13 protein-coding genes are annotated in these 14,867 nt (G+C 65.6%); 8 read left to right on the plus strand and 5 right to left on the minus strand.

Annotated elements, in window-relative coordinates; genetic code table 11:
* The first annotated feature begins 14 nt into the window (after positions 1–14).
* From AC5ZH6_RS18555 to AC5ZH6_RS18565, 3 genes are all read left to right on the plus strand, one after another.
* Complete coding sequence (locus AC5ZH6_RS18555; protein ID WP_288337596.1) at positions 15–1,790, plus strand: acyl-CoA dehydrogenase; 1,776 nt, start codon at positions 15–17, stop codon at positions 1,788–1,790.
* A gap of 65 nt (positions 1,791–1,855) precedes the next feature.
* A complete protein-coding gene (locus tag AC5ZH6_RS18560) occupies positions 1,856–2,617 on the plus strand; it encodes an SDR family NAD(P)-dependent oxidoreductase (RefSeq protein WP_020170540.1) in 762 nt (253 codons plus the stop codon).
* A 62-nt stretch (positions 2,618–2,679) separates the two neighbouring features.
* On the plus strand, positions 2,680–3,438 hold the full coding sequence (locus AC5ZH6_RS18565) for an SGNH/GDSL hydrolase family protein (protein WP_020170539.1): 759 nt from the start codon (positions 2,680–2,682) through the stop codon (positions 3,436–3,438).
* A gap of 12 nt (positions 3,439–3,450) precedes the next feature.
* On the opposite strand, the gene AC5ZH6_RS18570 is transcribed toward AC5ZH6_RS18565, so the two are convergent.
* Genes AC5ZH6_RS18570 through AC5ZH6_RS18585 form a run of 4 tightly spaced genes read right to left on the minus strand, consistent with a single transcriptional unit; the run spans position 3,451 to position 7,877 of the window.
* On the minus strand, positions 3,451–5,004 hold the full coding sequence (locus AC5ZH6_RS18570; protein WP_288337595.1) for a flavin-containing monooxygenase: 1,554 nt from the start codon (positions 5,002–5,004) through the stop codon (positions 3,451–3,453).
* Positions 5,001–5,918, minus strand: coding sequence for a ferritin-like domain-containing protein (locus AC5ZH6_RS18575; protein WP_276114155.1), 918 nt, complete (start codon positions 5,916–5,918; stop codon positions 5,001–5,003). Before AC5ZH6_RS18575 ends, AC5ZH6_RS18570 begins: the two co-directional genes overlap by 4 nt.
* A 1-nt stretch (position 5,919) precedes the next feature.
* A complete protein-coding gene (locus tag AC5ZH6_RS18580; protein WP_288337594.1) occupies positions 5,920–6,849 on the minus strand; it encodes an SDR family NAD(P)-dependent oxidoreductase in 930 nt (309 codons plus the stop codon).
* Positions 6,846–7,877 (minus strand): alpha/beta hydrolase, encoded by a 1,032-nt coding sequence (locus AC5ZH6_RS18585; RefSeq protein WP_288337593.1) that lies wholly within the window; start codon positions 7,875–7,877, stop codon positions 6,846–6,848. Before AC5ZH6_RS18585 ends, AC5ZH6_RS18580 begins: the two co-directional genes overlap by 4 nt.
* Before the next feature lie 181 nt (positions 7,878–8,058).
* On the opposite strand from AC5ZH6_RS18585, the gene AC5ZH6_RS18590 reads away from it, so the two are divergent.
* The gene (locus AC5ZH6_RS18590) at positions 8,059–8,340 is read left to right on the plus strand and encodes a DUF1490 family protein (protein ID WP_006370682.1); all 282 of its coding nucleotides are present in this window, start codon (positions 8,059–8,061) and stop codon (positions 8,338–8,340) included.
* Positions 8,341–8,360: 20 nt separating this feature from the next.
* On the plus strand, positions 8,361–10,592 hold the full coding sequence (locus tag AC5ZH6_RS18595; RefSeq protein WP_288337599.1) for a heavy metal translocating P-type ATPase: 2,232 nt from the start codon (positions 8,361–8,363) through the stop codon (positions 10,590–10,592).
* Here AC5ZH6_RS18595 and AC5ZH6_RS18600 read toward each other — a convergent pair.
* Positions 10,552–11,034 (minus strand): NUDIX hydrolase, encoded by a 483-nt coding sequence (locus AC5ZH6_RS18600; RefSeq protein ID WP_155828305.1) that lies wholly within the window; start codon positions 11,032–11,034, stop codon positions 10,552–10,554. The genes AC5ZH6_RS18595 and AC5ZH6_RS18600 overlap by 41 nt on opposite strands.
* 77 nt (positions 11,035–11,111) lie before the next feature.
* On the opposite strand from AC5ZH6_RS18600, the gene AC5ZH6_RS18605 reads away from it, so the two are divergent.
* The 3 genes from AC5ZH6_RS18605 (at position 11,112) to AC5ZH6_RS18615 (ending at position 14,799) form a co-directional block, all read left to right on the plus strand.
* On the plus strand, positions 11,112–12,794 hold the full coding sequence (locus AC5ZH6_RS18605) for a nucleobase:cation symporter-2 family protein (RefSeq protein WP_288337592.1): 1,683 nt from the start codon (positions 11,112–11,114) through the stop codon (positions 12,792–12,794).
* A gap of 180 nt (positions 12,795–12,974) precedes the next feature.
* Positions 12,975–13,262 carry a hypothetical protein gene (locus tag AC5ZH6_RS18610; RefSeq protein ID WP_020170531.1) on the plus strand — a complete coding sequence of 96 codons (288 nt, stop codon included), beginning with the start codon at positions 12,975–12,977 and terminating at the stop codon, positions 13,260–13,262.
* Between the two features lie 136 nt (positions 13,263–13,398).
* Positions 13,399–14,799, plus strand: a complete 1,401-nt coding sequence (locus AC5ZH6_RS18615) for a TPR repeat domain-containing protein (RefSeq protein WP_496167627.1) — start codon at positions 13,399–13,401, stop codon at positions 14,797–14,799.
* The last annotated feature ends 68 nt before the right edge of the window (positions 14,800–14,867 follow it).

Genomic DNA, 14,867 nt, shown 5'->3' on the forward strand with positions numbered 1-14,867 from the left:
CGAAATGGAGCGTCATGGCCGAACCGCTGTCCCGTCGCGACCTGGAGTTCCTGCTCTACGAATGGCTCGACGTCGAAAAGCTCACCGAGCGTCCACGTTTCGCCGAGCACTCCCGGGAGACCTTCGACGCGGTCCTCGAACTCTCCGCCGACATCGCAACCCGGCGCTACGCGCCCTACAACGCCCTCGGCGACACCCACGAGCCCTACGTCGGCGACGACGGCACCGTGATCCTGCCCGACGAGATCACCTCGGGCATCAACGAGTTCCTCAAGGCCGGGCTCGTCGCAGGCTCCTTCGACGAAGAACTCGGCGGGATGGCACTGCCGACGGTGGTGAACCGGGCGAGCGCCGCATGGTTTCAGGCAGCCAACGCCGCGATGTCGTCCTACACCTTCCTCAGCGTCGGCAACGCCAACCTGATCGCCGAATACGGCACACCCGAACAGATCGACACCTGGGTCCGACCCATCGTCGAGGGCCGCTACTTCGGCACCATGTGCCTGTCCGAACCGCAGGCCGGCTCGTCGCTCGCCGACATCACCACCAAGGCGATCCCCGCGACCGACGGCACGTACCGCGTCACCGGCACCAAGATGTGGATCTCGGCCGGCGACCACGAACTCGGCGAGAACATCGTCCACCTCGTGCTGGCCAAGACCCCCGGTGGCGGGCCCGGCGTCAAGGGCATCTCCCTGTTCATCGTGCCCAAGTATCTCCCCGACGGCACCCGCAACGACGTCGCACTCGTCGGGCTGAACCACAAGATGGGCAACCGGGCCACCACCAACTGCCTGCTCAACTTCGGCGACGGGACCCACTCCCCCGACCCCACTCCGGGAGCAGTTGCGTTCCTGGTGGGCGAAGAGCACAAGGGCCTGTCCTACATGTTCCACATGATGAACGAGGCACGCATCGGCGTCGGATTCCTCGCCACCTCACTGGGATACGCTGGTTACCTCGCATCCCTGGAATACGCCAAGGTACGCACGCAGGGCCGTCCGGTCGACCAGAAGGACCCCACCAGCAAGCCCATCCCCATCGTCGAACACGCCGACGTGAAGCGGATGTTGTTGGCGCAGAAGTCCTATGTCGAGGGATCGCTCGCGCTGGGACTGTACTGCTCCAAGCTCGTCGACCTCCAACAGACCGGCGACGACGCCGAGCAGGCCCGCGCCGGACTGCTCCTCGACGTGCTGACCCCGATCGCCAAGTCCTGGCCGTCGCAATGGTGTCTCGAGGCCAACTCCCTGGCCATCCAGGTCCTCGGCGGTTACGGGTACACACGCGAATTCCCGGTCGAGCAGTACTACCGCGACAATCGGCTGAACCCGATCCACGAAGGCGCCCACGGCATCCACGGCCTGGACCTGTTGGGACGAAAGGTCGTCATGCGTGACGGTGCGGGACTGACCCTGCTGGCCGAGACCATCGGCGACACCATCGCCAGAGCCGCGGCCGATCCGGCGCTCGCCGAATACGCCGCCGCACTGCGCACCCGACTCGACACACTCGTCGCGACCACCGTCGCCGTGTGGTCGGCAGGCGACGTGGCCGTCTCCCTGGCCAACGCGACCGCCTACCTCGAGGCCACCGGGCACATCGTCATCGCCTGGATGTGGCTCGAGCAGCTACTCGCGGTCGGCGCGTCGACCGGCGACTTCTACGACGGCAAACGCGCTGCGGCACAATACTTCTACCGATACGAACTGCCGAAGACCGGGCCGCAGTTCGAGCTGCTGGCCGCACTCGACCGCACCACCCTCGACACCGATCCGGCCTGGCTGTAGCCCACCGGCCACACACCGTCGATCCACCACGCAGTCGACCCACCATCACGAAGGAGCTCCCGAAAGTGTCCGTCCTCGATATGTTCTCCCTGACCGACAAGGTCGTCGTCGTCACCGGCGCCTCGTCAGGTCTCGGCGTCTCGTTCGCCATCGCCTTCGCCGAAGCCGGCGCCGACGTCGTCCTGGCCGCGCGCCGCACCGACCGCCTGGCCGACACCGCGGCCAAGGTCGAGGCCACCGGACGCAAGGCACTGTCGGTGACCGCCGATGTCGCCGACCCGGAGTCGTGCCAGAAAGTGATCGACGCCGCGATCGAGGCCTTCGGTCACGTCGACGTGCTGATCAACAACGCGGGTATCGGCACCGCGGTGCCGGCGACACGGGAGACGCCCGAGCAGTTCCGCAACGTCATCGACGTCAATCTCAACGGCTCGTACTGGATGGCGCAGGCGGCCGGCCGGGTCATGCAGCCGGGTAGCTCGATCATCAACATCTCGTCGATCCTGGGCATCACCACCGCCTCGCTCCCGCAGGCCGCGTACGCAGCGAGCAAGGCCGGGATCATCGGCCTCACCCGCGATCTCGCCCAGCAGTGGGGCTCCCGCAAGGGTATTCGCGTCAACGCACTGGCCCCCGGATTCTTCAAGTCCGAGATGACCGACGGCTACAAGGACGGCTACCTCGACTCACAGATACCGCGCGTCGTGCTGGGACGCACCGGTGATCCGGTGGAGCTGGCCGCGACGGCGGTCTGGTTGGCCTCCCCGGCCGGCGGCTACGTCACCGGCCAGACCCTCGCGGTCGACGGCGGCATCACCGTCACGTAGGTCCGCGTACCCATCACGTCCGGTGCGCGATTACCCGAACGAGCGAAAGGTCAAGGCAGGCAGTGCGGTACGTGGCGGTCGGTGACAGTTTCACCGAAGGAGTCGGCGACGAACCCGATGGCCCCGAGATCCCGCGCGGGTGGGCCGACCTCGTCGCCGAGGGGCTCGCCGCCGCGCACGGCGGGATCGACTACGCCAACCTTGCCGTGCGCGGCCGGCTCCTCGAACCCATCGTCACCGATCAGGTCGACGCCGCCCTGCATCTCGACCCGTTGCCGACGATGATCACCCTCAACGGCGGCGGCAACGACATGTTGCGCACCGGCGACCTCACCGGACTGGTCGAGCTCACCCGCTCCGCGGTACGCCGATGCCGTGACGCCGGAATCCGCGTCGTCCTCCTGGCCGGCGCCGACCCCTCGGATGGTCTGCCCTTCGGGTCGACCATCCGGCGCCGCGGCGAGTACCTCACCAACGAGGTCGCGACCATCGCCATCACCGAGGACGTGGAATTCATCGATGTTTTCCACGACACCGAGATCCGCCGCCCCGAATACTGGTCGCCGGATCGGTTGCATCTCAACGCGATCGGCCACCGCCGCGCCGCCGCACTGATCCTGCGTGGCCTCGGGGTGCCGACGCCGACCCCTGCTCGCCCCGAACCGCAACCGCGTCCCCCGCGCCTCGTCGCGGAGGCCGGGTTCGTTCGCGAGCACCTGTTCCCGTGGGTGATGCGACGCCTTCGCAAGCAGTCCTCCGGTGACGACCGAACCGCCAAGTATCCGGACTGGGTGTCGGTCGACCCCGCCGGCATCGGCTGAGGCGAGCACCGATCACACCATCGACGAATCCCGGCTCGCGTCCGGCGACCGCGCGTCGTCGAGTGCCGCCGCGCGGAAATCCCGGGAGAAATCGATCCCCCGCATCTGCGCGAGGTATTGACTGGCGAACCCCGGATACATGGTGGCGTTGAATCCGTCGTCGGTGAGATACCAACTGCGGCAACCGGAATTCCAGGTGGTGCTCTCCAGGCGTTTCTGGATCGACCGGTTGTAGGCATCTTGGGCGGGCCGGTGCACGTCGAGCAACCGCAATCCGCGGTCGACGATCAGCGAGATGGCGGTGACGATCGCATCGATCTGTGCCTCCATGTACACCAGCGCCGAATTGTGCCCCGGGCCGGAGTTCGGGCCGAAGGTGAAATAGAGATTCGGATACCCCGACACCGCGATCGACTTGTACGCGTATGCGCCACCGGACCATTCGTCGGCCAGCACACGACCGCCACGACCGCGGATCGGGATCGGCGATCCCTGCTTGGACACCTCGAACCCGGTCGCGAACACCAGTGCGTCGAACCGTCGCTCGATCCCCTCCACGGTCCGCACGCCGTGTTCGCAGATCCGCGCGATCGGCCACGTCACCAGGGTGCAGTTGTCGGCTTGCAGTGCGGGATAGTAGTCACTGGTCATCAGCAGCCGCTTACAGCCGGCCCGGAAATCCGGGGTGAGCTGTCGCCGCATCCACGGATCACGCACCTGGGCAACGAGATTGATTTTCGCCACCCCTTCGATGATCCGGGTGAACGGCGTGTTCCACACGGCGCCGAGCGCCACCGACTCGTGCCCGAGGTACCAGAGTTGACGTGCCAGCCCCTGCGAATACGGCACCCTCCGATATACCCGTCTGGTCAACGAGGAGATCCGACGATCGGCTCGCGGCAGCACCCACCCGGGAGTGCGCTGGAACACCGTGACGTCGGCACCGGCGCGCACCAACTCCGGGATCAGTTGCACCGCACTGGCACCGGTGCCGATCACCCCGACCTTCTTACCGGCGAACTCGTAGTCGTGGTCCCACGCCGCAGAGTGCATCCGGTGACCGGTGTACTCGTCGATACCCGGGATCGAGGGATATCCGGGTGTGGAGAGCGGGCCGGAGGCGACGACCACCGCGCGTGTGCGGAGCGACTCCCGATCGGCCAGATCGACGCGCCACGTGCCGCTCTCCTCGTCGAACTCCAGCCCGGTCACCAGATGCGAATACCGGATGAACCGTTCGAGATTGTGGTCGGCGATCATCCGCGCGATGTACGCCAGGATCTCCTCACTTCCCGAATAGGTGTGTGACCATTCGGGATTGGGTGCGAAGGAATACGAGTAGAGCCGCGACGGGATGTCACAGGCCGCCCCGGGGTAGACGTTGTCGCGCCACGTTCCGCCCGGTCGGACGTCGCGTTCGCAGATGATGAAGTCATCGCGCCCCTGCTGCAGGAGCCGGATTGCGGTGCCGATACCGGCGAACCCGGCCCCGATGATGACGGTGGTGGCATCGAGACCGGCGGCATCGGGAGCAGGCGTGTGCGAATCCTCGTGCACGGCGCTCATGCGATCGGCTCGTAGGTCAGTTCCTTCGACCAACTCGGCTGTGACCGAAGGAGAAAGCGCGGGTAGCGGTCGGTCAGCGTGACCATCGCATCGGCGAAGTAGTGATAAGGACTGTCGCGGTTGATGACCCAGCCGGCGTGGTACTTGAGCACCTGGTAGGTGAGCAGCCGGGTGCCGCGCCCCCGGTCGCCGTTCTTGCGGAACCGTTTGATCGCGTCGTAGAGCCGATCCTCCGAGAGTCCCATGTCGACGATGTTGTCGCGCATCTTGTTCAGCAGGGGCACGTACATCAGGGCACCGATGATGAGTCCCGGCGAGGCCACGGTGCCGACGGTTTGGACCAGCAGGGTGCGCAGGCGGGCGTTGCCGATCATGTCGAGTGCGTGGAAGTCGACGGCGAGATGTCGCGACTCGTCGGCGTTGATCTTGCGGAATGCGGCATGGCAGATCGGATCCTCGACCTCCTCGAGGAGGAACTTCAGCAGGGCTCCGTCGAGGGCGACCTCCAACATCGGGATGACCGTGCCCAACACCGACAGTGACATGCGGTCGGCGAAGGTGTCGAGCCATTCGATGGCCAGGCGGATGTTGACATTCGGCTCGGGGACCTCGTCGTCCTCGAGCATCCCCCACCGCCGCATCAGCGCAAGCTCGGCGTTGGCGTGCTTCTGCTCCTCGGCGTGAAAGTAGCGATAGATCTCCGCGAGCGTCTCGTCGGGCGCCTTCTTCGCCAACGCCGCGAACCCGCGGGCGCCCACATTCTCGATCCACACGAGATCGGCCATGAACGCCTTGAGCTTCGGCTTCTGCTCCTCGGTGATCAACTCGGCACCGGGAGCATCCCAGTCGATGTCGGCCAGTGCCCACTGGCGATCCTTGATGGTCGCCAGCATGTCCTCGAGAACTATCGGCATGTCACACTCCTTCTTCGATTCGCGGTTGTGCAGCAACGGTTTCCGCATCAGACGCCAGGCTGTTGTGCTCGGGTACCCCCGGCTCGAGTATCTCCGGGTCCACGGCAGCGATCGCCGGGGCCAGACGATGCAGCAGACCCGCTCCGAGGGTGTAGGTCCGCGGGAACAGTCGCTTCATCAGCCAGATGGCCCTGGCGTCGAGTTGGGGTACCACGTACAGCCGTCCCCGGTCGTTGGCGTCGAGGGTCGCCCGCGCGACCTGTTCTGCCGACCGCCCGGAGTATCGCATCAGGGTTTGCGCGAGTTTCATCGCGTCACCGGTGATCCGACCGTCCACGGCGACATTGGTTTTCACGAAGGTCGGGCACAGCACGGTTACCGCGAGGTCCGTGCCCGACAACTCCGCGGCAATGGTCTCCGAAAGTGCCAGCACCCCCGCCTTGCCGACGTTGTAGGCGCCCATCCCCGGCGCCGCGGAGAACGCGGCGGCCGAGGCGACGTTGATGAGACCACCCCGGCCGGCCGAGCGCAGTTGGGGCAGAAAGAGTTCCGACCCGAGCACCATTCCGCGCAGGTTGATGTCGAGGGCCCAGGTCCAGTCATCGAGGCCGATGCTGCCGACGCAGCGCCCGCCGATGCCGACGCCGGCGTTGTTGATCATCAACGTGGTCGGGCCATCGAGCAGATCCGGTGCGCGGCCGGCGAGGGTGCGCATGTCGTCGATCTCGGCGACGTCGCAGAACAGCGCAATGCCCTCCCCGCGCCCACCCGCGTCGATCATGGCGACCGTCTCCTCGGCCCGGTCGATGTCGATGTCGGCACAGACGATGCGGCCACCACGGCGCGCGAGTTCGAGAGCGAAAGCGCGCCCGATGCCGCTACCCGCGCCGGTGACGACGGCGCGTGCACCCTGTGATCGTCGAGATGTCATGTCGTGGCATACCTTTCCGTATCAGCGTGTTCGGTATCAGCGTGTGCCGTCGCAGCGTTCGTCGCCGCAGCTTTGCCACCCGGTTCCGGGCACTCGGTGATGAACCGTGCGGCCGCCGCCAGGGCGGGGCCGGCTTCCGGGATCATCGTCGGCAGTGCCTGGAAGACGTGCATCTGTCCGGGCCAGATCTGCAGTTCACTGTCCCCACCGGCGTCGGAGATCATCCGGTGCGCGGCACGTGCATCGCCGAGGAGCATCTCTGCCCCGCCGACCTGGATCAGTGTGCGAGGCAGGTCGTCGGCGCGATCGAGTGCCGGCGCGAGGCGAGGCAGGTCGGCCGGATGGCCCCTGGTGTAGTGATCGACCAGACGCTGCGCGGCGACGGCCGAGATCAATGGATCGGGCCCGGTGTCGCGTTCCTGCCGGCGGGCCAGTTCTAGAGTGAGATCGACCAGCGGCGACATCAGTACCATCGCGCGCGGCTGTGCACGCCGGTGTCGCACATTCTCGGCGAGCAGATCCAGGAGGAGATGGCCGCCTGCCGAATCACCTGCGACTGTGATGTTCTCGGGCCGATAGCCGATGTTCTGCAGCCAGGCGTAGGCGGCCTCGACGTCGTCGGCGGCAGCAGGAAAGACGTGCTCGGGGGCGAGTCGGTAGTCGACACTGAACACCGGCATCCCGGTGAGATGCGCGAGTCGGGCAACGAGTCCGCGATGCGTGCGCGCCGAGCAGATCGCATACGCACTGCCGTGGACGTAGAGGATGACGCGCCGGGACTTCTCCGATCCCGGGGCATACACCCACTCTCCGCGGAAGCTGCCGGTGGACAGGGCATCGACGCGGACCCGATAGGGCGGCGGTGACCCGAGCAGCATGGCCGTGGCGACGATGGCACGGGAGACATGTACCGCGAGGACACCGCCGGGCAGGACGTCGGCGAACGGCCGCAACGTGCGTCGGGTCAGCCACGCCGCACACCGCGACTGTCGTGAGGTGCGAATCACACTACCGATGGCATCACCCATGATGCCATTTGTCAATGGCACATTGATCAATGTTGCAAATACTTCGGCGCTGCTGCCCAACCGGCCCCCGTGTCGGCGTGTGTCCACTCGCCGGGTGGCCGCGCACGACGTAGACTCGGACGTCCTGGCAATCGTTTCCATTAATCGGTCAACTCATCGAGTTGAGCGCGAAAGGACCGAGATGGCACTACACGGCTTCCTGACCAAGGCCGGATCGACGGTCGCGACCGGCCTCGTCGGCGCCGTCGCATACGACGTCGCCCGCAAGGCCATCGCCAAGGCACCCCTACGGCAGGGCGCCGTGGTGGTCACCTCCTGGGGCCTGGTGGGTACCCGAAAAGCCGAAGCCATCGCCGAGGACGCGCGCCTGCGGACCGCCGACATCGTGGCCGAGGCGAAGGACCGTATCGGCGAGGAAGCCAGTCCCCCGGGAACAGCCGAGCCGCACGACCACGATCACTGACGCCCGCCGTGCAAGAAACTGTGCGGTCCGACGCCGCGGGTCGTCTCCGTCTGGTCGTCGAGGCGCTGCGCGGAACGTCGGCGGCACGCGCGGTCGCCGTCGAGGATGCTGTGATCGCGGTGGCCGGGGTTCGTGCCGTGCACGTGTATCCACGCACCGGCTCGGTCGTCGTCTGGTATCGCCGGAACACCGACCGTGGCGCCATCGATCGCGCGATCGCCGCCGGGCGGGACACCGATCTCACGACGGTCACCCGGGCCGCGCCGCATTCGGCCGACGTCACCAATTCCGACATCCTGCGGATGGGTATCGGCGCGGGCGCCCTGATCCTTCTGGGGTTGCGGCGCTACGGATTCCGACGACCACCGATGCTCGGACCCGCGTCGCGCACGGTCGCCACCGGCATCACCATCTTCTCCGGCTATCCATTCCTCAAGGGCGCCTTGCGTTCACTGCGCGGCGGCCGGGCGGGTACCGATGCGCTCGTGTCGGCGGCGACCGTGGCAAGCCTGTTGTTGCGGGAGAACGTCGTCGCGCTGACCGTCCTGTGGTTGCTCAACATCGGTGAATTCCTTCAGGATCTGACGCTGCGCCGCACCCGACGAGCGATCTCGGATCTGTTGCGCGGCAACGCCGACACCGCATGGCTGCGGCTCGAAAACGGCACCGAGGTCTCGGTGCCCGTCGATTCGCTGGCGGTCGGCGACGTCATCGTCGTCCACGATCATGTCGCCGTGCCGGTCGACGGGACGGTGCTCGAGGGCGAGGCGGTGATCGACCAGTCCGCGCTGACCGGCGAGAACCTGCCCGTCACCGCACAGGTCGGCGCCCACGTGCACGCGGGCTCGGTGGTGGTCAGCAGGCGGTTGGTGATCACCACCTCGGCGGTCGGCGCCGACACCGCCATCGGTCGGATCATCGCCCGGGTCGAGGAAGCCCAGCACGATCGGGCGCCCATCCAGACTGTCGGCGAACAGTTCTCGGGCCGCTTCGTCCCGGCCTCGTTCCTGCTGTCGGCGGCCACCCTGCTCGTCACACGCGATCTGCGCCGCGCCATGACCATGCTGCTCGTCGCGTGCCCCTGCGCGGTCGGGTTGTCGACACCCACCGCGATCAGCGGCGCCATCGGCAACGGTGCCCGCCGCGGAATCCTGATCAAGGGCGGCTCGCATCTCGAGGCGGCCGGCCGCATCACCGCCATGGTCTTCGACAAGACCGGCACACTGACGACCGGCCGTCCGGTGGTGACCAACGTGATCTCCTTCCACCCCGACTGGTCTCCCGAGGACGTCCTGGCCCATGCGGCGAGTTCGGAGATCCACTCGCGACATCCGTTGGCGCAAGCGGTGATCCGGTCGACGACCGAGCGCCGGATCGAGATCCCCACCCACGCCGAGTGCGAGGTCATCGTGGGTCTCGGCATGCGTACCTTCGCCGCCGACGGCCGCGTCCTGTTGCTGGGCAGCCCCGCCCTGTTCGCTCGACACGAGGTGGCACTGTCCACCGACGCGATCGAGTGGGTGGACAAGCTCCGCAACGAGTGCGAGACACCACTGTTGCTCGCCGTCGACGGCACCCTCGTCGGCCTGGTGAGTCTGCGCGATGAGGTTCGCCCCGAGGCACGCGAGGTGCTCGATGGGTTGCGAGCCAAGGGAATCGAGCGGATCGCCATGCTCACCGGCGATCACCCGGCCACCGCTGCGGCGATCGCCGGCGAACTCGGCATCGACGACTGGCGGGCCGAGGTGCTTCCGGAGGACAAACTCGCCGCGGTCCGCGAGCTGCAGTCCGAAGGTCATCTGGTGGCGATGATCGGTGACGGGGTCAACGACGCACCCGCACTGGCCGCCGCCGACATCGGCATCGCGATGGGCTTGGCCGGCACCGACGTGGCCGTCGAGACCGCCGACATCGCCCTGGCCGCAGACGATCTGCGCATGCTGTTGGCGGTGGGCGACCTGGGCGAGCACACCCTGCAGGTGATCAAGCAGAACTACGGGATGTCGATCGCCGTCAACGCGATCGGGCTGATCGTCGGCGCCGGTGGCGCGCTGTCCCCGGTGGTGGCGGCCATCCTGCACAACGCGTCGTCGGTGGCCGTGGTGGCCAACAGTTCTCGTCTCATCCGCTATCAGGTGGACCAGTCGGGTGCGGAGAAATCCGACACGCACTGCTGCGTTGATGGCGGCGCGCCGATCGGGCGCGCACCGATCACGGGTTCGGCGGGAGGTGCTCGAGTAACCGGTCGATGAAGGCGACCTGCGCCGGATTGAGCTTGCGGCGTGCGTCGTCGGGTGAAAACCATTCCGCACGGTCGATCTCCGGGAAAGCCTGGGTCTTCCCGGACCGCGGCGGCCACGGCATCTCGAAGGTGTTGCTGGTGACGACGGAGACGTCGAGGTCACCGTCGATCGCGAAGGCGACGACCCGTTTACCGCTCTTGAGCCGCACCTCACCGAGCTCGATGACCTCACCATCGGGGGCCGTCTGACCGATCTCCTCGGCGAATTCGCGACGGGCGGCGACGAGGAGTTCCTCACCGTCCTCGACGAGTCCCTTCGGGATCGACCACGCTCCGTCGTCCTTGCGCGCCCACAACGGTCCACCCGGATGGGCGAGCAGGACCTCGACGCCGAGTGCCGTGTTCCGATGGATCAGTAACCCGGCGCTGAGCTGGGGAGTGCGTGCTGCCACATCGATATATTCTGCCGGAAACACCGTCGACACACGATCGCGTCGAATCAGAAATCTCGGACTCGTAGACAGTGTTCATGACGGTTCTCGACACCATCAAGCGCGGCCGTGACGCCGACCATCCGGTCGACGACATCCCGCCGCTGACCAAGCTCTTCCCGCTCGGACTGCAACACGTCATGGCGATGTACGCCGGTGCCGTGGCGGTGCCGCTCATCGTCGGCGGCGCGATGGTCGGCGCCGGTCAGATGCGTTCCGACGAGATCGTCCACCTGATCACCGCCGACCTGTTCGTCGCCGGCATCGCCACATTGCTGCAGGCAGTCGGGTTCTGGCGGTTCGGGGTGCGCCTGCCCCTGATGCAGGGCGTCACGTTTGCCGCGGTTGGGCCGATGATCACGATCGGGCTCAACCACGGCATCACCGCGATCTACGGTTCGGTGATCGCCTGCGGCGTGTTCATGATCCTGGTGGCGCCGATCGTCGGTCGGCTGATCAGATTCTTTCCACCATTGGTCACCGGCACGATCATCCTCATCATCGGGGTGTCGCTGATGAGCGTGGCCGCCGGATGGTTCGGCGGCGGCACCAACAAGGGCGAGGACTTCGGCGCACCCAAGTCGATCGCCTTCGGATTCGGCACCCTGCTGTTGATCATCCTGCTCGAGCGGTTCGCGCCGGCAGCGATCAAGCGGGTGTCGGTGCTCGTCGGACTCATCCTCGGCACGCTGATCTCGATCCCCTTCGGCATGACCGATTGGAGTGGCGTCGGGCAGAGTTCCTGGATCGCTGTACCGCAGCCGTTCTATTTCGGTGTGCCGAGCTTCGACGTCAGCTCCATCATCGCGATGATCATCGTCGCCCTGGTGATCATGACCGAGACCACCGGCGACATCGTGGCCGTCGGCGAGATCGTCGACAAGAAGATCACCCCGCGCAAGCTCGCCGACGGCATGCGGGCCGACGGCGTGGGCACCGTCCTGGGCGGGATCTTCAACACCTTCCCCTACACGGCATTCGCGCAGAACGTCGGCCTGGTGGCGATCACGGGCGTCAAGACCCGACACGTCGCGACATGTGCGGGGGCGATCCTGGTGGTCCTCGGCCTGCTCCCGAAAATGGCCGCGATCATCGAGGGCATCCCCCAGCCCGTCCTCGGCGGCGCGGGTGTCGCGCTGTTCGGCATGGTCGCCGCAAGTGGTGTCCGCACCCTGAGCCGGGTCAAGTTCAACAACACCAACATCCTGGTGGTCGCCATCTCGGTAGGCGTCGCGATGTTGAGCGAGGCGAGCCTGTCGTACACCAACGACAACGGCGAGACCGTGTCGCTCGACCTGTATCACCAATTCCCGGACTGGTTCCAGACGATCTTCCACTCCGGGATCTCCGCGGGCGCCATCACCGCAATCCTGTTGAACCTCTTACTCAATTGGCGCAGCACCTCACCCGATCCGGTGGATTATCACAACACCGGCGAGATCGAGGTGGTCGACGCCGACGGCCTCTCCGGCTCCGACGCACCGCGGTACGGCGCCTTCGATCCGCGGGATGCGCTCGCCGCCGCCGACCCCGACACCGACCCGGCGACGCTACGTGTACTCGCCGAGCACGACGCCGGTCTCCACCGGTTCATCGTCACCAATCCCTCGGCGCCGCAGGAACTGTGCGAGTGGATTCGCGCCCAAGGCGATCCGAAGGTCACCGCACTACTCGACCGGTGGGACGACAAGACGGGCGGGAAGTTCTCCGCTCGGAGCTAGTGCCACCCACACTGGGCCGCTTCATTCCCTTCGGTGTCGCATTGCGGCGATGTCTGTCTGTTGATACCTTTCGCTTCGATAACGTTGCAGTGCACAACAATCGGCAATACGGGGTAATTCGGACATTTCGACATAGGGGGAGTGATGGCTCCGGGGCCACAACGAGAGTTGCATGCAAGCATGCCCGATCTTCTACGTGCAGGTCAGCACATCTCCGATGTCAGCACCGGAGTATCGGACGCAAGTGATCCGACGTGCACCCTGCCGGCGATGCCCGGGTCGACTTCGGACACGGCCGTTGTGCATCTGATGGACGCGGCGAAGAACTCCAAGCAAGTCGTCGCCGGACGGCTGGAGGCCATCGCCGAGGCGGTAGGCGGCACTGGCATCGTCTTCATCGCGGGCGAAGAACAAGGCGAACACGCGTTGGCAGGACTGGGAGACTTCAACCAACCCCTCGCCAGGTAGAGGGCTCACGCACACCACTCATGAGCTATCCCACTCTGCCCCAGCTTCTGCAGGCCCAGCCGGATGACTACCAACAGGCGACGATCTACAAAAGGTTCCGTGGGAGTTCAGCCTCGACGGATATCCCCACTACCAATTGCCCAATTACAACCAGCTCACCGCGCTCACCGACCTCATGCACAAAGGTAGCCCAGCATTACGCGTCAATACCGACATCGACCGCGGAATGCTGAAGCAACTCTCCGAGCTGTCTGCCCTGAATTCCCAAGGGGGCGGGCTGGAGAACGTCACCGTGACCGATGACAACGACCAGATCGTGACAATGCATGATCTCAACGCGAATCTGAACGGAATGCTCGACGTCGCCACGATCGACCATCCGGCAGTGACGGATTTCCTCACCGGCAACAACATGGGAGCAACGGTCACAGCCGGCGGCACGTACGATCCGAATTCTCACTTTCTGGCACTCGCGACCCACCATTTCGACCCCGGCGAGAATGGTGTGGAGCGCATGTTCGACTGGATTGGTCCGAACGCCGGCACACCAGGACACGAAGGCGACCTGGCCGCGATCGCCGCCAATGCCTACGCACACCGCTTGGCCGACAACTCCCTCGCACTATCGTTGGACACCAACGGGTCCGGTCCTGGTCATCCGACCTTGGGAAGTATCAACCCTGAGCTCAACCAAACCCTGACCAAGAACATCATTCCGTATCTCGGAGCACTGAATGGGGTCCCTGACACCGGCATCCACACCTGGGCAGTCCAAAACTTCGGGTTCGACGACATCACGCAGATGGAAGGGATGATCAAGGCCCTGGAGTCCGATCCGACGTCGGGATTCGCGATCAACCACGCCGGAGCGGAGTGGGAGAATTACATGACAGCGCTTTATGGTGCGCATGGGGGTGACCCCTCGTACGCCGCGGCGGCGGGCCGCTTTCATCAGATGTTCAACGATGCAGATCACGACTTCGTGCAGGCGAACAAAGATCAGGGCACCTGGGATCGGATTGTCCAGTACAACCAGGACAGTGCGGCGTGGGACTCCAGTAAGGCTCTCGTCAGCGCCGGATTCAAGTTTCTCCCTCCCCCGTTCGACGCGGTTGGCCCGGTACTCATCGACCTCGCGAATCCGGAAGTCAAGCTCGACGGTCTCGGAATCGCCAACGATCCCTCAGAGATCCCCAGCAACCCGACGACCGACGCGATCTCGGCTGCGAACAGTTACTACAACACGGATACGAATGGCCTGTATCAGCAATATGACGTTGCCACTGGCTACTTTGCGGCACACGGTGTCCCCGACGATCCCCGGTGGAACCAATTCCTCGCCAGCGACGGCCAATTGTCGTGGTCCTCAATTCGGGCCGACTCAAGAAAGTTCAGTACTCTGGTCGATACCCTTCCCGTCACCGACTCCTGGAACAATTCCATGGACGGCTACGGCAGCGGTGCTCGCGCGGGCGCGAACATCAATCCAAAGGCACTTCCCGCACCCGGGACCGACCCCACGCGGCGCCCCGGATGACGCGCCGCAGACTCGCTCGAAGAGCGGCGCTATTGACGATAATCGCGTCTACTTTCCTGGCGGCATGC

Source organism: Gordonia sp. YC-XJ4 (assembly GCF_059511865.1).

Excerpts from the sequence above, each read along its gene's own strand:
- AC5ZH6_RS18555 (WP_288337596.1), top strand. The coding sequence starts at position 15 with ATGGCCGAACCGCTGTCCCGTCGCGACCTGGAGTTCCTGCTCTACGAA.
- AC5ZH6_RS18570 (WP_288337595.1), bottom strand. The coding sequence starts at position 5,004 with ATGAGCGCCGTGCACGAGGATTCGCACACGCCTGCTCCCGATGCCGCC.
- AC5ZH6_RS18575 (WP_276114155.1), bottom strand. The coding sequence starts at position 5,918 with ATGCCGATAGTTCTCGAGGACATGCTGGCGACCATCAAGGATCGCCAG.
- AC5ZH6_RS18580 (WP_288337594.1), bottom strand. The coding sequence starts at position 6,849 with ATGACATCTCGACGATCACAGGGTGCACGCGCCGTCGTCACCGGCGCG.
- AC5ZH6_RS18585 (WP_288337593.1), bottom strand. The coding sequence starts at position 7,877 with ATGGGTGATGCCATCGGTAGTGTGATTCGCACCTCACGACAGTCGCGG.
- AC5ZH6_RS18590 (WP_006370682.1), top strand. The coding sequence starts at position 8,059 with ATGGCACTACACGGCTTCCTGACCAAGGCCGGATCGACGGTCGCGACC.
- AC5ZH6_RS18605 (WP_288337592.1), top strand. The coding sequence starts at position 11,112 with ATGACGGTTCTCGACACCATCAAGCGCGGCCGTGACGCCGACCATCCG.
- AC5ZH6_RS18610 (WP_020170531.1), top strand. The coding sequence starts at position 12,975 with ATGCCCGATCTTCTACGTGCAGGTCAGCACATCTCCGATGTCAGCACC.